The 1367-nt window shown below is 78.9% G+C and carries 1 pseudogene; it reads left to right on the forward strand.

The features are described 5' to 3' along the window. Positions 1 to 126 precede the first annotated feature (126 nt). Positions 127 to 1367: pseudogene (locus FMEAI12_RS04195) on the forward strand (hypothetical protein); the annotation flags it as partial.

Genomic DNA, 1367 nt, shown 5'->3' on the forward strand with positions numbered 1-1367 from the left:
GGTGTCGGCGGGGTGGGCGGAGTCGGTGGCGTCGGCCGAAGCGATCGGGACGACGGCGTTGTAGTTGTAGCGGACGGGCGCGGAGCGAACAGCGGCCGGGGACGCTGGTCCTCGTCCGGCCCGCCGGTGGCCCGGTCCGCCGGCGCCGGCGGGGTCGTCTGGTCCGTCGAAGGCGCGGACGTCCCCGCCGCGGCGCGGGCCGATGGTTCCCTGGCACCGGGCGGACTCGAGCGGTCCGGAGCCGCGCCGGGCTGCCCGCCCGGCTGTGCCGGCTGGTTCGGCGCACCCGTCCCGGTGTTCCGCGGAACCGCCGGGGCCCGCCGGGCAGCCGGTGCCGACTGTCCCTGGTACGGGCGCAGGGCGTCCCGCGCCGGGGGTGATTCCGGGCCGGAGCCGGGCTGCCCGCGGCCGGCACCCGTCGCCGGAGCGGGAGGGGGACGCAACGTCTCGGGGCGGTTCACCGATCCCGCCGCCGGGGACGCCGGCCGCAGCGGCGAGGGCCACGCGGACCGCGCGGAGCCGGGCGCCGCGGAACCGGAGGACGGCGTGGTGCCAGAAGACGGCGAGGTGCCGGAGGAGGGCGCGGGCGAGCCGGGCTTCGACGTCGAGGCCGGCCTCCCCGCACCCGGCGCCGAGGCCGGCGTCGCCGGCTTCCCGGAACCCGGCGGCCGAGTCGATCCTGGGTTCGCCGGCGCCGCATTCTGCGGCCCCGGGCTCTGCGACGCCAGGCTTTGCGACGCCGGGCTTTGCGTCCCTGCGCCCTGTGTCCCTGCGCCTTGTGGCCCTGCGCTCTGTGGTCGTGGATTCTTCGACGTCGGTTCCGGTGCGGCCGGTTTGGCAGACGCCCGCGACTTCTCCTGGCCCGCGGACGTGGTGGGCGGCTTCGTCGCGGCGTGCGGCGTCGCCGGCGTCGTGGCCGCAGGCCTGGCCGGCGGCGCCGCTGATGTGGCCGACGCCGACGAGGCTGCCGACGTGGCAGGCGTGGCCGGGCCGGACGGTTTCGTGCCAGCCGCCGGCCGCGCCGCCATGCCCTGGCCGGCGGGCCCGGACGAAGGCGGGCGCGCGGGTGATCTTGGTGGAGGAGGCGGCATCGCGGGCCTGACCGGCGCCGCGGGCTTCACCGGCCCGGCAGGCGCCGCCGGCTCACCGGGCTTGGCCGGTCCCATGGGCTTCACCGGCGCCGCCGGGTTCATCGGCCCGGCAGGCTTCACCGGCGCCGCGGGTCCCGCGTGTGTGGTGGGTGCCGGGCTACCGGGTACCGATGGCTTCTCGGGCGTGCCTGGCCGTGCCGGCGGTGCCGCCTGGGGCGATGCCGGCTGCGTCCCGCCGCGGGCGGACGTCCCGTCGCGAGGTGGTGGGCGCACACC

Source organism: Parafrankia sp. Ea1.12, from assembly GCF_900465275.1.
GTDB classification, from domain to species: Bacteria; Actinomycetota; Actinomycetes; order Frankiales; family Frankiaceae; genus Parafrankia; species Parafrankia soli.